The following is a 21231-nucleotide window of genomic DNA, read 5'->3' as shown; positions in this document are numbered from 1 at the left end:
TTTTAAGGTTAACTCTCTTGTCGATCCATTAGATACTACCTGTAGGCATAGATAGTGTCGCAGTTGATACACACACTCCCAGCAATTCGGCTTTCAGCATCGCGGGAGTGACCCAGTGGCCCAGTCGCCCAGTGCCCCAGCGGGATAGTGGGGAGATGGCCAGATGTGGAGTGTGGGAAAAGATTTCTTCTTCTTTCAACATCTAACTAAGCACTGATGACTAAGCACTTATGACTAAGCATTCATAGCTAAGCACTTATAACTAATTACTACTTCCTTGCCCCTCCAGAAAAAAACCTATAACTTTTGAGAGGTGCACAGCGCACTTATAATTGTTTATGACAGTGAAAGAGAATTTAAGAGGCAGCAAATTATGAAGCTCGCACAAACTACTCTCAGAGATAAAGTTCACGAATTAGCTGAGGAAGCATTTCACCGGAAGCTAATTTCTGGCTACGGTGACGGCCAAAACAGCAACGAATATCAGATTGTCTGGAACGGCAAACCCAGACACCTACCTCTAGAACGGGCGTGTACAGTATTGAGCAATTTGATCGAGCGATCGCACTAACGGGTGATCGGACTAATTTAGGACTTACGCTCATCAATCCGATTTCTACGAGCAATAAGAGGAGGATTAGCGAATAATCGAATCAGAAACCGGATCGATCGTCGCGCGCCTGCGTGGGCCCTGAAATTTAACCTCATTTCTTGACCCCTCCTATGTCCTGTTAGGGGGGGTAAGCTTTTTTGGTCGATCGCCGAGGATCGGCTACAGAGATAGTCCTAGACGCAGACAGCGGGTTTTTTTTACCAGTCCCGGGCGCAAAAGCTCTCTCAGAAACCCGAGTTTCTGAGTTAAGTTTTTCCGTTCAAACAACGCATAATTTTCGTTCCTATTCCCGGTTTCTTTAGTCGAGTCCCTCCAGGACTGTTTACCAAAATCGTTACAGCCCAGAGCCCGACTCAAAAGCAACCAGAACGCTTGAGCTGTGTGCGTCTACCGAGTGGTAGAAGCCTGAAATTTTTTTGTATCTATATATACCTTTGGGCAGTTTTCGCAAAAAGGAATTTTGTGTTTTAGTGAAATTTAATAAATTAAAAGTGGAGATAATATGGCGACCAACGAAAAGCAGGGGAAGTTACTAATTATTGGCGGCGCGGAAGACAAAGAGGGGGACTGCAAAATTCTGCGGGAATTCTTGCGGTGTGCCGGAGGCACTAAAGCCCACATTGTGATCATGACGGCTGCGACAAGCCTACCGGGAGAAGTAGGAAATAATTACATCCGAGTGTTTGAGCGACTCGGCGCTGAAGATGTGCGAGTGGTTGACACCCAGAAACCCGAAGATGCCAACAATCCAGAGTATTTAGAAGCGATCGAACAAGCGACTGGCATATTCTTTACCGGCGGAGAGCAAGCGCGGATTATTAACTGCTTGAAAGGCACCAAACTCGACGCAGCTATGCACAAACGCTACGCTGAAGGGATTATCATTGGCGGCACGAGTGCCGGCGCGGCGATGATGCCAGACATGATGATTATTGAAGGAGACTCGGAGACAAATCCCCGCGTTGATGTGGTAGCCATGGGCCCAGGAATGGGTTTCCTTCCGGGAGTTGTCATCGACCAGCATTTCGCCCAGCGAGGTCGTCTGGGACGCTTAGTTACCGCACTCTTGCTGCAACCGGCCGTCTTGGGATTTGGTATTGACGAAAATACAGCTATTTTAGTCAGCGGTGACGAGTTGGAAGTTATTGGCGAAAGCGCTGTAACTGTCATCGACGAGTCGGAAAAACTCCACGACAATATAGATGGACGGTTGAAGGATGAGGGTTTAGCGATTTGCGGCGCCAAGTTGCACATCCTCCCCCACGGATACCGGTTTAACTTGAAAACTCGCCACCCGGTGTTCAATAACGTACCACTTACAGCAGACAGGGAAACGGCGATCGCCTAACTGAGATGTTGCACCATTCTCAATAAGCTTTTTATGAACAGGCAAGATGCCTGTTGCACAAGAAAATTCACTCTTTGTGGAACAGGCATCTTGCCTGTTCTTGAGAATGGTGCAAGATGTGAGCTAATTTACTTGCAACTGGCAAACATCTCAATATTATGTAGGGTGCGTGCGGCGCACCTTACCGCTTCAACAAAGTAGGAGGATGAAAAACCCAGTTGCTGCGTCCTAAACAAATAAAAAGAAGAGGATTTTACCTCTTCTTTTATTCCTGCGGTTTCTGATTTTTTAAGCACTTTTCTGTTCGTCAAACATCGACTGCTCTCCTTCTTCAGTCGAAATTAAATTCCACCCTTTAGTTTTCAGCTTCTGAAAGGTTGCCCATCCCTTAGAACCGCCCGGTTCCCGGTAGTCGGATACAGCAAACTGCGGAAAAGCTGTATAAGGCCGCCAGGCTTGACGGGCTTCGGTGCGCAAGTGCAATATCTTTTCTCCATTGCCTCCGAGGCGGGGCAACCAACACATTTGTTTTAGCATTTTTAGCACTCCAGATTTTTACAGTAAAGGTAATTCGTCAACATCCCACATTAAACTTTTAGAGCCTTAGAGCCACTGCTCGGAATATCTAACAGGTAACAGGGACGGATGAGATTTTCACCGATTACCAATTACTGAGGTAGCAGCAGTCGTTAAAGCTGATGAAAGGTTCTACAAAGTTTGCTAGTCAAAAACTAGAAGACAAGAGCTGCCAAGGCCTAAGCAAAGATAATCATTGCTCTTCTCGGCTGAAGCTTAAGTGAAAGTCGAGCGCGGGAAAATCCAGTTGAATAAAGCATTCATTTTTCTGGTTTCCCTTGCCTTACAATTACAAGCCCAGCCTCGCTCTTTCCGCATAAAATGACATCATTCTACAGTATTAGCTCTGTTAGCTAAAAAATGTTCCTTTAGTTACAAATATTAAACTCTTATCACAACTTATTTACTTATCAAAAGTTAAATTACTTTTCATAAACAGCGCTTAATATTTTTTAGTTACTTTAACTACATTTTTGATTGATTTAAATCTGGCCTCCGGGTGCTTAGGGGCGCACCTTACTCAATCGGTAGGATGTGTACTACTAAATTCTCCGGGCGCGCACGGAACACCTGACAACATAAGAGTCAAAGGTTTAACTCTTAAGAACGATGGCGACAGATTTGCAAAAGGGTAAAAATCAATACTAATCAGAGTTATAAGTTCTGCAAACAAGCTATTCATGGCCGCTGCAATTGAATTTAAGCTCTTCGATCCCAACAACAAAGCGGCTACACTGCTCGCCTCCTTTTCCTTATGGGAAGAAATTCCCTTAGAAAAAGATGACAGAGGTTATTTCCGCACTAAAATTAAGTTAGAAGATCGACCGAAAGCATCCAGGATACAAGCCCCCGGATTCATTCCTTCGCAGACTCAGGACCCAGAAATAAAAAACCTGTATCCGATGAAACTTGCCCCCCGAATTTATCGGTGGGGTCAATGCTTCAATTCTTTAATCTAAAATCTAAAATCTAAAATCGATTGACCTCTACTTTGATTGGAGTGATCCTGTCTAAGCAAGTTGGCTTATAGATCAAAGAATCCCCGTGCCTGATTGTGGGGGAGTGTCAAAACATAGCAGAACACATTCTGAACTTCCTGAATTCGTAGCTGCGGACGGGCCGATGGACGGTTGCTGCCACGAAACTTTTCGCCTTTTTGCCAGAGAAAATCTCGCGGGGAATACTTTCGATATCGAAAAGCTCAAGCAAGTTCTGGATGCCAAACAACAAGGCTATCAAAAAACAACTAATGTTATCAATTATTGAGCAAGTCACCACCACGACCACTTGCTGGCGGCAGCAAGCTTTCGGACTCTCGACCGAGAAGCTGCTTTTAAACGCGCTAAATTGGGAGCGGTTTTGTTAGTAACAGCAGTAGGAATACCGCTGCTGTAGATGGGCGAAGAGTTGGGAGAGTCCACTCGGAGAACTCCCAACCAGTCGAATAAACTGCAATGGTCTTTGTTGAAAAATTAGCCAAATCATGATTTTTTGGCATACTACAAACAGGTGATTCTGCTGCGGGAAAAAAGTTCCGGCACTTTACACATAAAATATTGAATTTTCCCCGAAAATGCCCAAACCAAAGTGCTCGTTTACTACCGCTGGAGCGATGAGGGAACGCGAGCAGTAGTGGTCGCTAATTTTTTGGATATTTATCTATCTGGTAACAGCATTCCTAACTTTCCGGATGCGGGAACTTGGCACGAGTTGATGTACAACAAAATTGTAGAAGTTGGGGAAAAAGGGTTTAAGTTTGATTTGCCGGAATCGTCAGCGCAGGTATTTGTTTGAGCGCCGGATAATTTATGTCTCCAGGCAGATGAGCGGCGAAGTTGTACAACAGTAAATTGTATTTAGGACTGGCGCACCAAACTCAACAAACCGGGTTTTTCTACCGGGGCGGATGGCTGAAACGATAGTTTTTTGTAGAAAAATCCGGTTTCTGCGTCCAAGAATGCGATCGTAATTCCTGGTATTGAGAATAACAATTGCACGGCGACGTGGCAACAGTCAATTAACTCGTCAATTAACACATCAATTAACACAAACTTTGTGGGAGGACAAACTCTATGGGTTGGCTAAAAAGATTGTTTGGTTTAGAAAAACTTGAAAATCAAGAAACTGTTGACGCTCCTGCTTACCAAGCACCTGTAGCTGAAGCTCAATCTCAAGCTCAGCCTGCTGCGAGCACTCAGACAATCCCGCCGGAACGCATGGGATTGAATGGAGAATACGATCAAAGCGGTTTAGCTAAACGGGTGGCTCAGGCTTTCGATGCAAATCCAGATGTGGCGGATATTGAGACTGTTTATGTGGCTCAACATGGCACTACGGTGGTTCTCAAAGGTACAGTTCCCAGTCAGGAAATTGTCAACAGGTTGGTGACAATTGCTAAAGGTGTTAAGGGTGCAACGGGCGTGGAAACTAATCAAGTTACTGTCGGCTAGGGCGACGGTTATTTATAACAGCTAACTGTTAACTGTTAATTGTTAACTCTTATAAGCTGTTGGGAATCTTGCGTTGTATTTTTCGGGCGGGCTCCCTGGCCCACCCCACCATAATTTCATCTTACTTGACTGTAAAATTTAGAGGCGCCTGGGCTTAGAAATCGCTCTGAGGAGGATGACTTTTTTAATTGCTCAAATATGAGCTTAAGATTGCTTCTGACTTCTTCCATCCGTTATATCCCGTACATTGCCCGTTGCCGAACTTCTTTCTTCTATAAGTGTTTTTTTGAATTATCTTTGTTTCAATCAAAAATATGGCCGGGGAAACGTTAGAACCTACTCGCGGGAAATTAGAACGGAGTCTTTCGCAGGGAATTCAAGCTTTGTACCGTTCTCTACTCGGACAACAAACGAGTCACGCGGTATGTCATCTTTTGGATAACAAATTGATAATTGTTATCGAAAATGGGGTTACTCAACCAGAAAAAATCCTGGCCCAGAACGGTCAGCAAGATTTGGCTTTGCAGGTGCGATCGCAACTAGAATCAGTCCTAGAATTGCAACTGAAAGACTTAATCACAGAGGTTTTGGGTGTGGGAGTAACTGATTTGCTCAGCGATGCGACTTTGGAGACGGGTCGCACCGGAACGATCGCAATTTTGGAGTCTGCACCTAAAGTTCGCGATTCTAGTTCTAAGTCTAAAACTCAACCTAAAACTCAACCAGACACATCTGAGAGTTGAGGTGCTGGCGGATAATTGTTTCTAAATCCTTGATGTTAAAGGGTTTAGAAATGTATTCAACGCAGCCGGCTTTGAGAATTCGCTCGCGGTCTTCTGCTTTTGCTAGTGCTGTGACCGCCACAATCGGAATATGTTTGAGTTCGGGGTTTTCTTGGATGCGCTTTACTACTTCTATACCGTCTATATCCGGCAGGCAAATGTCGAGTACGATTAGGTCGGGAGGTCGGGAGGTTGCTGCTGAAAGAGCTGCGTACCCGTCCACGGCTCCCATGCACTCGCAGCCGAATAAATCGAGTATTTGTGTCAGCAGCTCTAAGTTGTCGTGATTGTCGTCTACAGCCAACACTAAAGGACGCTTGTCAACCGCAGATTGACCGCTATCTAAAGAGGAGGATTCCAATGTATTCTTCCAAGTAGGGTATTTCATAAATGCCTAGCTAAAAACGACCAATAAACGACCAAAAATGAGCAAAAAACGATCAAAAAAGATCGAAAGATGATCGTTTTTTTTACCTGAGGCATTCCTCAAGTGGCGCTCGGGCACTTGAAACAGATTGGCTCATATTTGTAGCTCTCAGATGGCCAGTTTCCGGCCTAACCAGATTGTACAATATAGCTACAAACTGGGGCAAAGACGGTCGCAGTCGATCGAACCCAGAGCATCTGCTTAATTGTACCAATCCAAGCACAAATTACCAACTTTGACGCTATCGGTACGTCAGCCTTGGTAACCACACGTAATAAATACGGCAAATATTACCAATAAAGCATCCTCGGTTAGTAGCATTGAAGAGTGACGGCAGCTTTTCAGGATACTCACTACATTATAGGTAGGTTCCCATACATGGATCTACCTAAAGGAAGATTCTAACGGACACTTAAGTTTCACAACTTCCACCTGCTGAGAGATACTTGTTACTCGGGTTTAGACTTCAATGTTTTTAAGTAGTAATCGTCACAATTTTAGCAAGTAAAAAAATTCAGTTTTTACTTGCTCTTTACTGGATATTAACCTAGGAGGATTTGATGACAATTCCAATCAGAGACGACCTGACTTACATTTTGCTCAAAAAGATTGGCAGCGGAAACGGCAGGGGAGAGTCGGAAATTAGGAACGCAGCCGAAGAATATGTCGGTCACGAGGTGGCGGAAGCGGAATTGCTCGGTCATTTGGACTACCTCAACCAAAGGGAATTTATCAAAGCGGAGTTTAGTGGACAGCCTTACGGAGGAGCTGAGTTATTGCCGCCTTTAGTCGCATTTCAAGAAGCGGAGTTAACAGAAAAAGGCCACAAACTGTTACAGAAAATGGAGACGAATCCTCCGCAGTCGCTCCACCACGAAGGAGCGGCAGTTCCTATCGCTTCAAAGGATATGCCGTTTTTGGAAAAAGTGATGTTAAAAGGTCACTTGGAGGATATTTTTGATGCCCGGGACATTACCGAATTAGTGTACCGGATCATGCGCGATGTGATGACAACAGAAGCCAGCGATCGCGTGGAATCTGAGTTGCACAAAGAAGTTTTGCCTACGGATGACAAAACCCTGCAACAAGAAATAGCAGACCTCTGGAAAGATACCAATCCGCTGGTGGGATTGCTCAGCCGGATACGTCAGCCTTTGACCGGCGAGCCTGCACCTTGGGGGATCGATGGCAATTTGTTTGCACGGAGGGTGGAACTAGAAGGCGCACTTCCTTCGGGAGTAAAACCGGAAACTGCGATCGCCGCTGTATTTTCGGCAACGAAGGATGAGTTGTCCCAGGAGCGAATTCAGGAAATAGCGGGCTTTTTGCCCGATCGAATTCGGGGAATTTGGGAGTCGGCTTAACGCCATTTTTCCGGGTATAAATACTTACCATTCGGGTTGACGAACCAGCATTCTGCGCTCTTGAGCCAGAATGCTCCTTCGTTAACCCGGTTTCTCTATATCTCTTGCCTTGTAATATCGTTTCCGGTTGCATCGGAATGATTTAACCGCAGAGGGCGCAGAGAACGCAGAGGGAGAGAATACAGAGATGAATAATTCCGATGCTACCGGATTTGATATAACTCTGCAATTGTTTTGTAGTAAGAACTTGAGCCGCGATCGAAATCGATCGAACTTGAGTCCTCACTACTTGTGAGATCGCTCATTCCTTGCCTTCTAACTGCTGTGAGAAACCCGGTTTCTAAGCGAAATTTGTCGGGAAACCAGAAATATCCCCAGAAACCGAGTTTTTCGCTCCCGGGTTGGGTAGGTCCAATAGATGGGGCGAAAGTGTTGTAATGTATAATACAGGGCGAGTTAAGACTGTGGGTCGCAAAAAAGCTGTCAACAGCCCTGGAGATCAAAAGGGATGCCCCGCACAAAAGTTAGACAAATGTCACAATCGACTATAGAACAAGAGATTTTACTGAATCGAATTACCAATCGCATCCGCAACTCTTTAGAATTGCAAGAGATTTTGACGACAACCACCCGAGAAATCCGCAGTTTTTTAGGGAGCGATCGGGTAAAAGTTTATCGCTTTGAGGCCGACGGTAGCGGCGAGGTCATTGCTGAGTCCACCAACGGCGACAACTTGCCATCTTTGCTTGGTTTGCGCTTTCCACCAGGCGACATTCCCAATAGTGCCCGGGAAATGTTTCTCAAAGCGCGGCAGCGAGTGATTGTAGATGTGGAATTGAAGCATCAAACAATTAATCGCTTAGATTGTCTCGAAACCGGCAAAACTTTAGCAGTTGAAGATATTAGCTATGGTCCTGTAGACCCCTGTCACGCTGAATATCTGAAGGCTATGGGGGCCCGTTCTGCTCTGACGGTGCCGATTTTGCATCAAAATCAGCTTTGGGGGCTGTTGGCCTGTCACCACAGCCAACCGAAACGGTTTAGCGCTCGAGAATTGAAAATGGTGCAGTTGCTTGTGGATCAACTTTCAATTGCGATCGCCCAATCCTTTCTGCTCAGTCAAGCTCGACAGCAAGCGCGCGACGAAGCCGTTGTCAACCAAATTACCAGTTTGCTGCATTCTCCTCTGGAAGTAAACGAAATTCGGCAAGCAGTTCTCCAACAAACTGTCAAGCATTTGGATGGTTCGGGAGGGCGACTGTACATTGCAGCCGAGTTTGGCGATATGCCGGCTTTACTTTATACCTGCGGTCAGCAGCCCGCGGATCTCGACCTTGAACTCAGCCCGTTTTGGCAGCAGATCATGGGGTTGGCCAACCCAGACGATCAAGCAAAAACTCCTGATACCAGCCAATTAGATGTTTATCAAAATGTATATTCCCAGCATTACAGTTCAATTGAAAAAAATATTTCCAGTTTGATCGTACCCCACCTGTACGCGATTTCCGATATTTCTAAAGAACCTCAACTTAAATCTTTATCTGCAAATTTTCTGGAAGCTTCCATTCGATCATTTTTGGCAATACCGCTGCAATACGGCCAACAGTGCATCGGCTGTCTCACGATTTTTCGCAGCCCTATAGAAACCGAAATTGTGTGGGCGGGCCGTTGCAGTTCCGACACCCGGAGCGATCGTCCCCGAAAGTCCTTTGCAGCTTGGAAAGAAATCAAAACCGGCGAAACCAAAAAGTGGAGCAGCGAGGAACAGAAGCTAGCAAAATCTTTAGGAACTCACCTGTACATGGCTGCAATGCAGAGGCGCGTCGAGGCGATGATCCGACATCAAGCTTCTCACGACCAATTAACGGGTTTAGCTAATAAATTGCTGTTTAATGAAAGGCTGTCTTTAGCTTTAGCTAGCGCTCACCAAAACGCAGAAATGCTGGCGGTGATCTTTTTAGATTTGGATAGATTTAAAAATGTTAACGATACTCTCGGACACCCAGTGGGCGATTTGTTGCTGCAAGGTGTATCTCGGCGTTTGACTAAGTGTTTGCGCGTGGGGGATTCGATTGCCCGTTGGGGCGGGGATGAATTTACTGTGCTGCTGTACAATATCAACAGCCCTGATGAAGCAGCTAAGATTTGCCAGCAAATTATCCAGAGTTTAAGCACTCCTTTTGATTTTGATGGTCGAGAACTTTATACTAAGGCGAGCTTGGGAATTGCTTTGGCTCCTTACGACGGAGAAGATGCAGAAACTTTGCTGAAAAATGCTGATGCTGCGATGTACAAAGCTAAACAGAAAGGTCGGAATAATTATCAGTTTTATACGCGGGCGATCGGCAGTAAAGTTTCCGAGGATCTTAACTTAGAAAATCATCTTTACAAAGCTCTGAAAAAATCCGAGTTTGTGCTGCACTATCAACCGCAAATAAACTTAAATACCAGCCAAATAGTCGGCATGGAAGCTCTGATTCGCTGGCAGCATCCCGAACGCGGTTTGATTTCTCCCGATCGATTTATTCCCTTAGCTGAGGAAACAGGATTAATCTGCCAAATGGACGAATGGGTGATGCGGACTGCTTGCTTGCAAAATCGAGAGTGGCAGTTACTGGGATTGCCGCCGATGCGGATAGCTGTGAATTTATCAGCCCGGCAGTTTCTGCAACCTAACATGGTACAAACCATCGCTGAAATTTTATCAGAAACCAAGTTAAATCCCCAGTATTTAGAAATAGAAATTACCGAGAGCCTTGCCATGACAGATGTGAGTTTTACGGTGTCGGTATTGCAGCAGTTGCAGGAAATGGGAATTAAAATTTCTCTGGACGATTTTGGTACCGGTTATTCTTCGCTGTGGTCTTTGAAAAGCTTTCCGCTCAATAATTTAAAAATAGACAAATCCTTCGTGGCCGATTTGGTGAACGGCAACAGCGGTGCTACTATTGTGAAACTGGCGATCTCCTTGGGACAGGGCCTGAATTTACAGGTGGTTGCTGAGGGAGTGGAAACAGCAGAACAGTTGGCATTTTTGCAGTCGCATCAGTGCGATATGGGTCAGGGTTACTTCTTTAGCAAACCAATACCGGCGGGGGCTATAACCCAATTGTGCCTAGAAAATCAACCAGGGAAAATAAGTAGTTTAAATTAACAATCAGGAAGCGGAAGTCATTAGTCATTAGTCATTAGTCATTAGTCATTAGTCATTAGTCATTAGTCATTAGTCATTAGTCATTAGTCATTAGTCATTAGTCATTAGTCATTAGTCATTAGTCAACAATGACGGACGGTGCAACCGGAATCGATATGAGGACATCCGGGCTCGGAGTTTAGGCGAATCAAGAAAAAACTAAAGTCCTTACTACAAACATTGTTTTTTGGGTTGGTAGTGAGGACTTCAGTCCTCATATTTTTGAATTGCGAATCAGTGCTTTCGAGGTCTGATATCAACTCCGCTAGCATCGGAATTGTAAAATCGAATCAACAGTCAATACTCAACTACCCCGTCAGTTTTTCGACCCCTCCTTCAACAGTCAACAGTCAACAGTCAACAATGATTCCGGTGTAACCGGAATTGATAGGACAGCTTACTGCCAAACAAACACTTTTGCTTCGTATTCAGGCAAGTCAATCATAATATTGTTATCGCCCGATTCAATATCATAATTCCCCGTCCATTCGTGCCAAGTTCCGTTTTCCGGGAAGTGGGGAACGCTGTAACCAGCTAGATAATTTTCCGACCAATTCACCACTACTACAACTCTCGAACCTTCATCGTTCCAGCGAGTGTAAGCAAAAACTTTCGACTCGGGGTCTTCGTGGAAAAACTCGATGTTTTCTGTGTAAAGTGCTTGGTTATTTTTGCGCAGGTGAATCAAGCCTTTGTAGTATTCCCACAAACCTTTATTCATGTCATTTCCTAGTAGCGTCCAGTCAATTTTAGCTTGCTCGATTGTTTTGGCTTTGTATTCGCCAAATTCTTCGCCCATCCAAATCAGCGGCACGCCAACTGCTGTCATTAATACCACCGCGCCCAACTTCGCTCGCTTGAATGCTGCTTCATCCAAAATCCCGCACGAACCCAATTCGGCAAAAAGGCGATCGTGGTCGTGATTGGTCAGATAATTCACTACATTCGTAGCACCCAAGTAACCTTGCCGCTTGCAGTCAATCACATCTTTGAGTTGTTCTAAATCAAAAAAGTCGCCGCAGAGTTGTGGAATGATGCAGTGATAGAAACTGTCGTGCCAGCAGCCGTCCATCGGCCCGTCTAGATTCGTGATGCTGGGTTCGTCGGGAATGAATTCGGCAACGGTGTAAAACGGTTTGGGGCCGGCGGCATTTTTGGCTTCTTGAACTACCCAGTGCATGAAATCGTAGTTGGCAATTTGTCGCGCCGCGTCGAAACGAATGCCGTCGAGATGATATTCTTGAATCCAGAAGCGGACGGTATCGCCAGCAAATTTGCGTGCGGGGAAAGTTCCTAACTTTTCGTCGTAGAATTCGTAGTTAAATTCCGGGCCCCAATTGTTGTCTGGATCGCGGGGTTCGTGGTGATACCAATAATCGTGATCGATTTGAGTGAGGGGGCTGGATGCTTCCGAGTGGTTGTAAATCCCGTCCATGATGACGCGAATGCCGCGCCCGTGACACTCGTCTATCAGGTTTTTGAGTTCTTCTGTGGTTCCGTAGCTGGACTCGGCAGCGAAGAAGTAGCGGGGGTTGTAGCCCCAACTGTAGTCGCCTGGGTATTCTTTGACGGGCATTAGTTCGATCGCGTTGATGCCGAGTTCGACTAGGTAATCGAGTTTTTCGAGGACGTGCTTGTACTGGCCGCGGGCCAGGGGATCGGCTTCGCCGCCGGAAAAGTCGGCAACGTGCACTTCATAAATCACTAATTCCCGATCGGCCGGCAGCGGTTTGTCGTCGTGTTTCCAGACGTAGGTATCGATAATGCGCGAGCCGTCTTTGATCCGAACAACGGCGTTTTGAGTGGGATTGTCGATGTCAGTGGCGTAGGGATCGACCACATCTATCCACTGATCGGGTTCTAGAAACCAGCTTTTCGACTGAACGCGGAATTTGTATTGATAAACGCCATCCTCCAACTCAACTCGCGTGCGAAAATAACCTTCTTGGTCTTTTTCCATCGGGATGTCTTCCCAGTTAGAAAAAGAGCCAATCAAGGCAGCTCCTTTGTTGTAGGGAGCAAATAACTTAAATTCAATTGGAGCGGCCATAATACCTCTTTTTAGGATATTCCAGTAGCAGTTGATACTTCTAATCTCGCAGATTTAAGCGAACTCAGGCATCACTCTGCAGATATAAGTTCTTTAACGCTTAACTATTCCTAAAAGAATGGTAATCTTGCCCAGCCGCTGCATTTTATGAAGTGAAATGGCGCCATATCGGCAGTGCGATCGGAATTTATCTAACTTGTTATTGCTCAACCATAAGTCTTAGTAACATGACCAGTATTTGGCATCTATCTTAAGGTTGATTTACTTATAAAAAGATTATTTAAAATATCTGCACTGGGATAGATGCAAGCTTAAACTATAGCATTTTTTTACCTAAAACAATTCGCCTACGGGTGAGCCCTGCGCACCCTAGATGAGCAGCAACAATTAGTTAGCCGGTGAGCCCGGCGCACCCTAGATGAGCGACGGTAAGGTGCGCACTGCGCACCCTACTTTTAACTTGATTTTGCCTGATGATAAGGCTTTATCCAACCAAGCCAGAACGCAGGGCGAGAACGGCCGCTTGAGTGCGGTCATCAGCGCACAGCTTGTTGAGAATATTGCGGACGTGAGTCTTGACTGTACCGACAGTAATGTAGAGCTTTTCGGCGATTGCAGCATTGCTGTAACCCTGCACGATCAGTTCCAAAACCTCTAATTCCCGCTCGGTTAAAGGGTAAGTCTCGATGATGTGACTGAACTCGGGTTCGGCAGCCTTAATTGTGACTCTTTTGCCCTCAGCCTTCGGTTCTTCCGGTGCCGACTCTTTAGTGCGAGCTTGTTTAAGGACGATGCGGGCGATCGCCGGATCGATCCAAGAGTTACCTTCGTGAGTTACTTTTACAACATCCAATAACTGATCGAAGCTGATATCTTTCATGCAGTAAGAGTCAGCTCCGGCGGCAAAAGCTGCCAGAACTTCTTCTTCATTGTCCTGAAAAGTCAAAATCAAAATTTTGGTATCCGGATCGGACTCCGGTACCACCGATTTTTTGAACTTTTGTGTCAGTTCAATGCCATCAAAATCCGGCAAGCCAATGTCTACAATTGCCACGTCAGGTTTTGAAGACTGAAGCAGTTTCAACCCCTCTGTAGCGTTAGCGGCATCGCCGACAACTTCTATCGTGTCACGCTGTTGTAAAGCTGTGCGGATGCCGACTCTTGTTAGGTCGTGGTCTTCTATCAAAGCAACGCGAATTTTACTCATCTTTTTTCCAATAGTCCAGTAAACTTTAAAAATATCGTCAATTGACTCAGCCTAACTGAGTAAATTTGAGAAGGTGTCCTGATTTAGGGTTTGACAGCCCGCACATCATTTTTAAGCATACTCATGCAGCCGCCAAGAGTGCAAGTTAATTTTCAAGTTATTTTGCGGCGATCGCCTGCACGAGTCGGATCGGGAGAGGCAAGCTCTCAATGTTTTAACAGTTTAACTGAATTATGCCATTGTCCGCCCCTTGATAGAGGTAAAGATACCACTACCCAGATAGATTTAAAGTATAAAAAATTTTGATGCACTTGGGCCGTCAAAATCAATAAAGCTAGCAGCATGAGTCTTTAGCCGTTGTTAGGGCTCAAGTTCGCTCCTTATTGATAAAACTTGTTATGACTCACTATCACGGCAATAACTCTTTTCGCTCGGAGTTTTCCGGCGCGGAAATATTACACAAAGTATGTGAAATAACATCCCCCCTAGAGCAAGTGGGCGACCGCCAAACTCAGGACGATCGCCTGTGGTCGGCAATTCCTGGCATAGTTTGGAAAGCAAATGCCGACGGCTGGGTGACTTATTTATGTCAGCGCTGGGAGGAGTACACGGGGGTAGCAGCAACAGCAGCTTTGGGTTTCGGCTATTTGGCGCGTGTCCACCCAGAAGACCGCGCTCGTCTGTTGCCGCGATCGCGCACTTCTGAGCTTCCGCCGGAAAGTTACGAAATTCTATTTCGTCTGCAGACGCGAGAGGGCACTTACCGCTGGAACCTGGCCAGAGGCTCGCCCGCTAACCCCGACAGTCACAAAGTTTTGGAGTGGGTGGGAACCTACATAGATATGGACACGATCAAACAAACTCAAACCTCGCCCCAAGCAGAACCAGAATTTTGGCGCCATCAAGGGCGCTCGGAAGCTAACTTCAGAGCAGAAAATTTGTGCCAAGCCGGGACGGTAATGCACGCGGGGGAGCATTTGCAGGCGATCGAGCGATTTATAAATGTGTTGAGCCAGCCCGCGGGTAACTTGTGCGAGGTGTTGCAAGCGATCGCGGACGCGACTGTGGAGGCGATCGCAGGAGCTGAATTCTGCCTGGTTGCGCTCCCGGAGAGCGATAGCAGCGGCCTGAAACTCACCGCTGTCGGGGGCGCGGAAAACTTTGCTGCGGGCAAAACCCCGCACGTGCAAAACAAGCTGCTGTGGAAAGCATTTGCGACGGGAGAGCCTCTACTGTTGCGGTCGGAGTCCGGCGGCCCGCTGCCGGCGGCGGCCTGTGCTGCGGCGATCGAGTCGGGGGAAAGCGGGCGTTTGGGCGTGTTGGCGATCGGCAACGGGAAAGACAGCACTGCTATTGACGCGGAAACTCAGCAACTGCTGGCGGTGATGGGAAAACAAGCTGCGATCGCGATTAACAGCGCGCGGGCGATCGAAAAATTAAAAAAGCAGGAACAGCTTTTAGATTTGCAAAACGAACTGCTAATTCGCCAGCAGGAAGAACTGGAAAAGCAGGGCCGGCGCATTCAACAGCAAAAATTGCAACTGCTAGAAGCAGCAAAGTTAAAATCGCACTTTTTGGACACCATGTCCCACGAATTGCTAACTCCCATGAATGGGATTATCGGCTTTTCCCAATTGCTGCTGCGCCAGCACAAACAACTGCTGACCGGCCAGCAAACAGAGATGGTGGGGCGCATTTTACGTAACGGCAAAAACCTGCTAGTGCTGATTAAGGATATCCTCGATCTCTCCAAAATCGAGAACGGCCGCACAGAATTAGAAACTGAAGAATTTGATTTAGGGCATTTAGTAATGGATGTCGCCCTGGAATTCGCAAATCAAGCCACCGACAAGAATGTGGCAATGCTTGTGGGCGTGTGCTTGGAGAATCAGCTTATAGTTAATGACAAGTTGCGCCTGCAGCAAGTTTTGGTCAATCTCATTTCCAACGCGGTTAAATTCACGCATCGGGGCAGCATTTCCATTGAGGCGCGGGAATTAAATGGCGATCGGCTAGTTATCACCGTTCAGGATACAGGAATCGGCATCTGTGCAACCGAGCTGCCCCACATTTTCGACAAATTCCATCAAGCCGACCAAAGCATAACCCGCCAATATCCAGGCACGGGTTTAGGACTAGCGATTAGTGCCTCTTTAGTCAAAATGATGAACGGCACAATTACGGTCGAAAGTCAACCCAAAAAAGGTTCGACATTTCGGATAGAATTCCCGCGAAAAATTAACCCTGAAAAACTCCAGTCCTGACTGCAAATATTTTTATATATTTATCAGAAGGGGCGGTTAAAACCGCTCCTAAAAAAACTTTCGTCCCTCTCGCTTGACACGCTCAGCAGTTCGCGATCGCACTCCGACTCAAGAAACCGGGTTTTTTACCGAATCTGCGGGCTGTAACCAGGTATTTTTGTTAAAAAACCCGGTTTCTGGCCACCCGTGCGTCTAAGACTCGCGATCGCACTCCGACTCAAGAAACCGGGTTTTTTACCGAATCTGCGGGCTGTAATATCGTTTCCGGTTGCATCGGAATGATTTAACCGCAGAGGGCGCAGAGAACGCAGAGGGAGAGAATACAGAGAGGAATAAGCTGTTGAGCATTTAAATAGAATGTCAACAAACAATTCGGTGTCTTGTGGGGTGGGCGTCTCGCCCGCCCTGAATATGCAATTTAAATGCGTGACAGCTTAATTCCGATGCTACCGGATTTGATATAACCAGGTATTTTTGTTAAAAAACCCGGTTTCTGGCCACCCGTGCGTCTAGGAGTACAAAGAATAAACAGGACTAAGGCTAAAAAATAGTTTGACCTGCTACTTATAGCGGTAAGGTGATCTTGGGCCGTGCACCCTACATATAGATGTTTTGCGTAAGTCCTTTATTCTTGAGTCCCTCTTTGCTAGGACGAAAGTTTGACTCTATGCAGCGGTTTGAACCGCCGAGTCTTACCTAAAGACTAGAAGTTTTCCCTACTTCGGCCTGAGTAGCAATTGGTTTAACATCGGTGTAGCCCATATTATTAGCTACGTCGCGCAGCACCGAAATTTGCTGTTCAAACTCAAGACGTTCAATTTGACCCAACACGCCATTGACAGCCTCAGTTGCCTCATATCCTTCGGGGATATCGACAATTCTTTCCCCCATACCAATAGCCCAAGCATACCAAACCAGCAACTGATTGTTAGCAGTTAAAGCTCCGTAAGCGTGAGAATACGGCGTGTCGTCGCCGTTAACAATGCCTCGCATTATATTCAGTTGTTGGTCATGGGAAAGCTTGTAAAAATCATCGAGCAGCATGGGAGCTAATTGTGGTTCGGCGGCGGTGGGAGCGGCTGGTGTAATTGAATCTCCCATTTTTTCATAAACAAAGTAGAGCAGCGCCAGTTTTTCATCTGTACCCAACCCGTTGATTGTCTGAACGATGTTTTGAGTCTCGTTGGAGAGAGAGTGAGGATTGGTGGCGGCGGGTGAGTTCATAAATCAAATTCCTTAAAAATGCTTCCAGAATATATAAATATCAAGATTTGTAAGTGCAAGTCACCATCCCCGAGAGGTAATACGATTTGAGATTTGAGATTTGAGATTTGAGATTAAACAATAGGGAATGGCTGACTATGTATGGGTTGGGAGCTTGCCTAAAGTTGCATTATTTTCGGAAACTGGTGTAATGTTGAGCCGCCATCCTAGAATAAATCATCCTTAAGATAGAAGCCAAAGATACATCTGCGGGTAGATTAAAAAGCCTGGAATTTAAGTAAGGATTGAGAAAGTGAATTGTTAAATAAAACTAGCAAGGAGTCGGCTATGTCGGAAATAAATACAGAACCAAATGACACTCAAAGCTTTGACGCTGCTCAGATAACTGAAAGCGCGGAAGCTGGAGAACAAAAGTTGCCGACCGTTGATGTATCAGCAGACTACGAAGCTTCAAAAGAATTCAGCGTTAGTGATATCGATCGCACGGGTGCGGGCGCCGAAGCTGCCGCCGCTGCAACTGCACCTAAATTCGATATTCCCGCTCCTACAGAGATCCCAATGCCGGCAGATTCAAGCGGCAATCCCGATGCTTTTCTTTCGATGGCTAAGGACCTTAACCCCGCAGGTGCACCGGGCAATGTTACCGACGATTTGATCCAGAAAGCGATCGATCTTGGTACTCCCGGCAGTTAATTTAGAAATTCTCCCTCCTCGATGCAAAACCTCTGTATTGTAGGGTGTTTATGGCGAACCTTACCCCTATAATTCGCGCGTTAAACCACTTTTTGCATAAGTCCTGAATTCTCAATTGAGTGCACGATAAGCTGCAATACGGTAGGGACACAACAATGTTGTGTCCTTAAAGGCTGCAATACGGTAGGGACACAACAATGTTGTGTCCTTAAAGCGTTAATTTTAACTCTCCCTAATCGCTTAATTTTAAGTCGATCGCCCGACAAATTTTGCCGACAGTGCGATCGCTCATAATTTCAATTACTAAATCCACCCGATCGCCCTCCAGCATCGACTTAATAAATAACTCGGGATGCAGGGCTTTCCAGAAATATTCCACAAACCGATTAATTTCAGCTTCTGACATTCCCGACTTCCCCGCCGCCATCATTTCCTGTTCCGCCTGATTGCGCCAGACTTGAGAAATGCGATAATCTTGGGGATACAAAACCATCAACCGATCTAATCGGTTCCACAGCGGCAGATAGTCGTGCAGCTTCGCATTCATATCGCGCGCAAACTGACAGTCGCCTTCTGTGGAAATCGGAAACGGTGCACCCGCCAAAAACTCGTTCAATTTGGCATCAACCACCGGATTCACGCCAACAAACCAACCTTCAAAAAGTACAATATCCGCACCGGAAATAATTTCGGGTTGACTTCTATCTCCTGCACCTCCGTAGGCTGATTTGTCAAACCTGGGAATTTCTATATTTTTAATTGTATCCGGTTCGAGGGCATCAGATTTGGGATTGTCAACTGCTGCTAATTCGCGAGTTTGAGAATGGCGCAACTTGTCTAAAACGGAGATTCCCAAGTCAATATCGTGAGTGCCGGGGGGGCCGCGCCAAATTAAACGCGGGTCGGCTTTTTGGAGTTGTTGGCGATCGGCATAAGTCTTGTAAAGATCGTCTAAAGAAAGGCTGACAGTAGAATATCCCAATTTTCCCAGAATCAGCCTCAAAACTTGGCATAAAGTAGTTTTTCCGGTTCCTTGTCCTCCTAAAATTCCTTGAATTAAAGGACGGTTTAAACTTTGTTTTTCAGTCGATAATTGCATTGCAAGCGGCAGCCAAAGATTCCACAAAGTTTCGAGAAAAAAAGTGGATTTTAGCGGCAAAGTATGCAGTTCGTCAAGAAGAGAAAAGAATAAATCGGTTTTGCAGCGGACAACATCGGCTACATTGTCGGAAGTAATGCCAAAAGCGCGCGATCGCACATCCGAGGCAAGTTCCCAAAAAGCCAGGTGCTCGAAGTCGCGAGCGATCCTCTTCGAGGGCTTCGCTAACGGGCGATCGTCTTCGTTGGCGTAGCCCCCGTAGGGGCGGGCAACGCTTACGCCCGCTTGCCACCGGTGTAAAATGTCAACAGGGGTTACAGTCGATCGATTCATCAGCTCAAAACTCTCTAGGCGGGGGTGGGTTTTGTACAAATACTATCCGCAACTGACAAATATTTCATCCTAAACCCGCGCCGATTCAAAAAGTTTTTAAGAGCCTAGTTTGAAAGCCTCCACAAATAAATTGTAAGTCAGGCCAATTTTCAGAGCATTGAGCATATCCACCCAAAAAGAACGGGCTACAGGCCGCGGGCTGCCGTAAACCAGCCAGCTAACGAACTCCGTCAACAACACCAATAGCCCGGCGGCGATAATATCCCAATCAGCAGATTGTCCGGCGATCGTCGAAATAGCTGTTCCCAAAAAAGTGCCGAATAGCAGACTAATTAGCAGGAGGGAAATCCGCCGCCAAGGATTGCTCAGCCAGCCTCGGAATCGCTCGCCCAGAACATCAATCAATCTGTTAATTCGGGTATTCTGCATAAAAGTTATACAATTTGAGATTCGAGATTTGAGATTTGAGATTGGGAATGACTGATGACAGTTGGGGTTTAGATCATCTGCCTATAGTTGCATTCTTTTTTTAGACGGGTATTAAAAGTTATACCGATGAGTCAGTCGATTTTAGATTTTAGATTTTAGATTTTAGATTTACCCCACAGATAAATCTGGGAGCTTGAACTTTGGTCTAAAATTTTTATCTTTCCACGACTTAAGTCGGGGGCTTGTATCCGTTTTTGGGCTGGGTCAAAAAATGCCGATCTAGACAAACTCCAAATCCTTACCGGGCTCAGTATGTCGCAATCTAAAATCTAAAATTTAACATCTAAAATGGTATTGAGCGATCGCCGACTTATCGCCGAGAACGGTTAAGTAATTAAGTGTAACTGTATCTTGTGGCACAGCAGCCCCGGATTCTACATTAAAAATAGTTAAGACTAATTGGGCGTGCAGTCTATCCTTTAAGCGTAAAATTTATGAAACTTAACATTTACCAGCTCATAATAGGAATGTCGATCGTCCTAATTACAGGAATGTTTCTAGGACGTTTTGAAATCACTATCTCCAACGGTTCAAATCTGCCGAGCGATTTGCCCTCTCCAGCCACCGCACTCCCCCCAACACCCCCCGTTTCCCCAGTCGCGGCAGCTTCGGCAGACACCGCCAACGAGCCCAAACCCGACTCAATACCAACCCCCCCAGAGTCAGAGGAGGAATTGCTTTCCTCAATCCCTGCAAATACTAAAGCCACCGGCAGTCTGCGCGTCAGCAACCGCAGCGAACACCCAGTGCGAGTGGCGCTGCTGTCGAAACGGCAAGCCGAGAAATCCTACGGCAAACCGGCACACTGGGATTTTGCGCCGGGGGAAGGCGGCGGCAAGGGACTGATGCTATCGCTGCCGGAGGGCAAGTTACAAGTCCAAAAAGGAGATATTTTGGTTGTTTTTGCTCAGGATGGTTCTCGCCGCTACTGGGGGCCTTACGTCGCGGGGGAGACAGCCTCGCCCGCTTGGAACAGCACAGCCAGAGAATGGCAATTAATTTTGCACCCTTGAACCCTTAGCTGCAGGTGCCGAGATTTTGGTCGGGAAAGCCGGTTGATAGGGTCTTGTTGAGAATGGTGCCGCTATGGGAGGTTAAACTCACATAGCGGCACGATTA

20 protein-coding genes are annotated in these 21231 nt (G+C 46.3%); 11 read left to right on the top strand and 9 right to left on the bottom strand.

The annotated features are described in order from the left end of the window. The first annotated feature begins 373 nt into the window (after positions 1 to 373). Positions 374 to 571 (top strand): hypothetical protein, encoded by a 198-nt coding sequence (locus ACUVJL_RS00445; RefSeq protein ID WP_333135064.1) that lies wholly within the window; start codon positions 374 to 376, stop codon positions 569 to 571. Positions 572 to 1115: 544 nt separating this feature from the next. Continuing rightward, positions 1116 to 1961 (top strand): cyanophycinase, encoded by an 846-nt coding sequence (locus ACUVJL_RS00440; protein WP_445244030.1) that lies wholly within the window; start codon positions 1116 to 1118, stop codon positions 1959 to 1961. A gap of 288 nt (positions 1962 to 2249) precedes the next feature. On the opposite strand, the gene ACUVJL_RS00435 is transcribed toward ACUVJL_RS00440, so the two are convergent. Continuing rightward, positions 2250 to 2498: a hypothetical protein gene (locus tag ACUVJL_RS00435; RefSeq protein ID WP_445244029.1), complete on the bottom strand. Its 249-nt coding sequence runs from the start codon at positions 2496 to 2498 to the stop codon at positions 2250 to 2252. A gap of 1101 nt (positions 2499 to 3599) precedes the next feature. Here ACUVJL_RS00435 and ACUVJL_RS00430 point away from each other — a divergent pair. Beyond that, positions 3600 to 3803, top strand: coding sequence for a hypothetical protein (locus tag ACUVJL_RS00430; RefSeq protein WP_445244028.1), 204 nt, complete (start codon positions 3600 to 3602; stop codon positions 3801 to 3803). 5 nt (positions 3804 to 3808) lie between these two features. Here ACUVJL_RS00430 and ACUVJL_RS00425 read toward each other — a convergent pair whose 3' ends face one another. After that, a complete protein-coding gene (locus tag ACUVJL_RS00425) occupies positions 3809 to 3958 on the bottom strand; it encodes a hypothetical protein (protein ID WP_445244027.1) in 150 nt (49 codons plus the stop codon). A gap of 139 nt (positions 3959 to 4097) precedes the next feature. On the opposite strand from ACUVJL_RS00425, the gene ACUVJL_RS00420 reads away from it, so the two are divergent. Beyond that, positions 4098 to 4331 carry an alpha amylase C-terminal domain-containing protein gene (locus ACUVJL_RS00420; protein ID WP_445244038.1) on the top strand — a complete coding sequence of 78 codons (234 nt, stop codon included), beginning with the start codon at positions 4098 to 4100 and terminating at the stop codon, positions 4329 to 4331. 62 nt (positions 4332 to 4393) lie between these two features. Here the strand turns inward: ACUVJL_RS00420 and ACUVJL_RS00415 are convergent, their stop codons facing one another. Further along, on the bottom strand, positions 4394 to 4585 hold the full coding sequence (locus ACUVJL_RS00415) for a hypothetical protein (protein WP_445244026.1): 192 nt from the start codon (positions 4583 to 4585) through the stop codon (positions 4394 to 4396). Between the two features lie 24 nt (positions 4586 to 4609). Between ACUVJL_RS00415 and ACUVJL_RS00410 the strand changes: the two genes are divergently transcribed. Continuing rightward, positions 4610 to 4987, top strand: coding sequence for a BON domain-containing protein (locus ACUVJL_RS00410; protein ID WP_445244025.1), 378 nt, complete (start codon positions 4610 to 4612; stop codon positions 4985 to 4987). A 314-nt stretch (positions 4988 to 5301) separates the two neighbouring features. After that, positions 5302 to 5730 (top strand): DUF2294 domain-containing protein, encoded by a 429-nt coding sequence (locus ACUVJL_RS00405; RefSeq protein ID WP_445244024.1) that lies wholly within the window; start codon positions 5302 to 5304, stop codon positions 5728 to 5730. Here ACUVJL_RS00405 and ACUVJL_RS00400 read toward each other — a convergent pair. After that, positions 5699 to 6157: a response regulator gene (locus ACUVJL_RS00400; protein ID WP_445244023.1), complete on the bottom strand. Its 459-nt coding sequence runs from the start codon at positions 6155 to 6157 to the stop codon at positions 5699 to 5701. The two genes, ACUVJL_RS00405 and ACUVJL_RS00400, sit on opposite strands and share 32 nt — an antisense overlap. A gap of 599 nt (positions 6158 to 6756) precedes the next feature. Between ACUVJL_RS00400 and ACUVJL_RS00395 the strand changes: the two genes are divergently transcribed. Then, on the top strand, positions 6757 to 7560 hold the full coding sequence (locus tag ACUVJL_RS00395; protein WP_445244022.1) for a DUF2267 domain-containing protein: 804 nt from the start codon (positions 6757 to 6759) through the stop codon (positions 7558 to 7560). Between the two features lie 508 nt (positions 7561 to 8068). Continuing rightward, entirely contained in the window at positions 8069 to 10714 is a 2646-nt protein-coding gene (locus tag ACUVJL_RS00390; protein WP_445244021.1) for an EAL domain-containing protein, read from the top strand. A 436-nt stretch (positions 10715 to 11150) separates the two neighbouring features. Here the strand turns inward: ACUVJL_RS00390 and ACUVJL_RS00385 are convergent, their stop codons facing one another. Together ACUVJL_RS00385 and ACUVJL_RS00380 are read right to left on the bottom strand one after the other, a co-directional pair. Next, on the bottom strand, positions 11151 to 12803 hold the full coding sequence (locus tag ACUVJL_RS00385) for an alpha-amylase family glycosyl hydrolase (protein ID WP_445244020.1): 1653 nt from the start codon (positions 12801 to 12803) through the stop codon (positions 11151 to 11153). 484 nt (positions 12804 to 13287) lie between these two features. Further along, positions 13288 to 14010 (bottom strand): response regulator transcription factor, encoded by a 723-nt coding sequence (locus ACUVJL_RS00380; protein WP_333130550.1) that lies wholly within the window; start codon positions 14008 to 14010, stop codon positions 13288 to 13290. 398 nt (positions 14011 to 14408) lie between these two features. On the opposite strand from ACUVJL_RS00380, the gene ACUVJL_RS00375 reads away from it, so the two are divergent. Then, the gene (locus ACUVJL_RS00375; RefSeq protein ID WP_445244019.1) at positions 14409 to 16274 is read left to right on the top strand and encodes an ATP-binding protein; all 1866 of its coding nucleotides are present in this window, start codon (positions 14409 to 14411) and stop codon (positions 16272 to 16274) included. 696 nt (positions 16275 to 16970) lie between these two features. On the opposite strand, the gene ACUVJL_RS00370 is transcribed toward ACUVJL_RS00375, so the two are convergent. After that, the gene (locus ACUVJL_RS00370; protein ID WP_445244018.1) at positions 16971 to 17498 is read right to left on the bottom strand and encodes an orange carotenoid protein N-terminal domain-containing protein; all 528 of its coding nucleotides are present in this window, start codon (positions 17496 to 17498) and stop codon (positions 16971 to 16973) included. A 297-nt stretch (positions 17499 to 17795) separates the two neighbouring features. On the opposite strand from ACUVJL_RS00370, the gene ACUVJL_RS00365 reads away from it, so the two are divergent. After that, complete coding sequence (locus tag ACUVJL_RS00365; RefSeq protein WP_445244017.1) at positions 17796 to 18191, top strand: hypothetical protein; 396 nt, start codon at positions 17796 to 17798, stop codon at positions 18189 to 18191. Positions 18192 to 18423: 232 nt separating this feature from the next. Here ACUVJL_RS00365 and ACUVJL_RS00360 read toward each other — a convergent pair whose 3' ends face one another. Both ACUVJL_RS00360 and ACUVJL_RS00355 read right to left on the bottom strand, forming a co-directional pair. Further along, complete coding sequence (locus ACUVJL_RS00360) at positions 18424 to 19623, bottom strand: glycerate kinase (RefSeq protein ID WP_445244037.1); 1200 nt, start codon at positions 19621 to 19623, stop codon at positions 18424 to 18426. A gap of 96 nt (positions 19624 to 19719) precedes the next feature. Further along, positions 19720 to 20052, bottom strand: coding sequence for a DUF565 domain-containing protein (locus tag ACUVJL_RS00355; RefSeq protein WP_445244016.1), 333 nt, complete (start codon positions 20050 to 20052; stop codon positions 19720 to 19722). A 494-nt stretch (positions 20053 to 20546) separates the two neighbouring features. Between ACUVJL_RS00355 and ACUVJL_RS00350 the strand changes: the two genes are divergently transcribed. Then, positions 20547 to 21125, top strand: coding sequence for a hypothetical protein (locus tag ACUVJL_RS00350; protein WP_445244015.1), 579 nt, complete (start codon positions 20547 to 20549; stop codon positions 21123 to 21125). The last annotated feature ends 106 nt before the right edge of the window (positions 21126 to 21231 follow it).

It is taken from the genome of Microcoleus sp. OTE_8_concoct_300 (assembly GCF_031383065.1).
Lineage (GTDB): Bacteria > Cyanobacteriota > Cyanobacteriia > Cyanobacteriales > Microcoleaceae > Microcoleus.
The sequence above is the reverse complement of the archived record's forward strand: the minus strand, read 5'-3'. Positions and strand labels throughout refer to the sequence as shown.